This is a genomic window from Neobacillus drentensis, from assembly GCF_036962765.1.
Classification (GTDB): Bacteria; Bacillota; Bacilli; order Bacillales; family Cytobacillaceae; genus Neobacillus; species Neobacillus drentensis_C.
The window spans coordinates 14012-16228 of sequence record NZ_JBALOS010000161.1; the positions used below are offsets into that span (position 1 = coordinate 14012).

A 2217-nucleotide genomic window follows, 5' to 3' on the forward strand; every position below is an offset into this window, starting at 1 on the left:
ATATCATATTGATCCAATTGTTTGGCTAACTCCAAAGCACTCGTTATACTTACTCCTGCTCCTTGACCTAAATTGGGTTCCATACCATGTGCAGCATCGCCAAGTAATGCTACTCTTCCCATTGTCCAGGACTTTAAGAAAATATAAATAAAGTTACGGTCTAATCTAGCATATTCTATTCTATTTATTACGGATTCCAAATGAGGGAACGAGGATAACCATACTCTCTTATTTATCGGATCTGAAAGTGCTTCCTCATCTGTGGAAGGCGCTGTCAAGTATACATAGCGGAATTTATCTGTAGATGGTGCAATACCTATACGGCGATAACCATTCCAATGTTCCATGGCACGTCCATATTCGTCCTCATTCAGCCTTGGAATCAATGCTCTTATCGCTCCGTTGTTCATTTGCTCAAAAGTGTGTTTAATATTAAGTGAATTTCTAATAGTAGAATAGACACCATCCGCTCCAACAATAAGATCAGCCCTGAATGTTTTACCATTATCCAATGTAATTGTTCCTGAAGGATCTGCAGACACTACACAAGCATTTGTTTCAATCTGTACCCCTTCTTTCAGAGCTGCTCGAGCTAAAGCACTGTGAATATCTTTACGGGGAATAACGCAAAAACGATTATCATCTAAAAATTTAGTAGAATGTATCAATTCTCGCTTATTGTCAATCATATCTAAACTCGTAATAAACTCTATATCTTTACTCGCTTCATCATATACGTTAATTGATTCTAATACCTTTAATCCATTTTCCCATGTATAAAGACCTGCCCCAATTTCTCTAAGTTCTGAGGATCTTTCTAAGATAATAACACCCCAACCACGTTGAGCAAGTGCTGTTCCTAACGTTAAACCTGATAATCCGGCACCAGCGATGATAATTTTCTTTTTACCCAACTTATCCAATCCTCCTTTTTATGTAGCCTCATTTCCGAATCTCCACTTTTAATCAAATACTAGTAGAGACTTTCATGTGTATCAAAAGTTTCACTTCAATAAATGCCCCTATTTTTCATGCCAATAACTCAAGATGAAACATAGGGGCAATGAGGGATCAGTCAATGATGTTTTATTAGAATCCTTTCTACCTAATTAATGAGTTTGCAGATACGAATTCATTGATTTGTTTCGCTACCGCTTCCGGGGACTCGAGCGTAGGAAAATGTGTTTTTCCACTAATTTGTTTGAAGTCGAACCACGGGTGTTCATCTTTAAATCTCTGTTGCATCTCTTCATATCCGGTTACTGGAGCCTGCGAATAAATGTGCACAATTGGGCGTTTTTGATCCAGTGCATTCATTCGCTCAAGTGGCGATCTCCAAGTTCGGTATGCATTCTCTATTACTCTGCAGGCCCTATCCCACATGTCAAAACCGAAACTGGCCATCTCTTTGTTTAGGTGATCAATTACGCTGCGATTGGTGCTGATGCCGAGCCAATGGTTAAACAGATTTTTCCGACCAGCCATCCAAAGATCTGGATGCTGAATATCCTGCAAGTCTTTTATAAATTCCTCTCCTGCCTCTACTAGGATCCAGTCTATGACTACAGTTTGAGGTACTCTTGCAGTTCCAAGCCGTTGGCAGATCTCAATATTGGCCCATCCACCATGTGAAGTTGACACAGGGACCACTTTTTGGATGTCTAGTGCATCCAGTACTGCAATGACGTCATCAGCTTGCTCTCTGATGCCGAAATCTCCCGGAAGACGCTTTGGATCGGTATGCCCGCGCCAGTTCATACGAAGCACCTTATGCTTTTGAGCCAACGGCTTAACCAATTTGTCGAATAGCCTGTGGTCTTGACACCAACCACTAAGCAATAGTATTACCGGCCCCTTCGCGTCACCGTGAATATCGTACGTAATCTGCTGACCATTAACTGTAATAGATTTAAGTTGGTTATCTACTTGATTCATAAATAAATCATCTCCATTCTCATTAATTAAAGAGTTAAACCTTCCATTCCTCACCTTCCAAAAAATACATTCTTATAGGTTTCCTTCATTTCCCCCCTTTTTTTTATAATTACAAAAAAGGGCAGACCACAGCTTATAAAAACTAATCAATTAGTTTTATAAGCCATGGTCTGCCCTTGATTATTCGTGTCAAGAAGCCACCCAATGGTTCTTGGATGAGCAAAGATTCTTCATCTTCGCCTTTTTTATTTTTGTTATATTCACAATTATATGAAAATTTTA

General features: G+C 39.4%; 2 protein-coding genes. Both read right to left on the minus strand.

What is annotated here, in order from left to right; genetic code table 11:
- The coding region (locus tag V7137_RS19740; protein WP_335699655.1) for an FAD-dependent oxidoreductase at positions 1–914 on the minus strand (914 nt) is incomplete at its 3' end.
- Positions 915–1101: 187 nt separating this feature from the next.
- Positions 1102–1989, minus strand: a complete 888-nt coding sequence (locus V7137_RS19745) for an alpha/beta fold hydrolase (protein ID WP_335699656.1) — start codon at positions 1987–1989, stop codon at positions 1102–1104.
- Positions 1990–2217 lie beyond the last annotated feature (228 nt).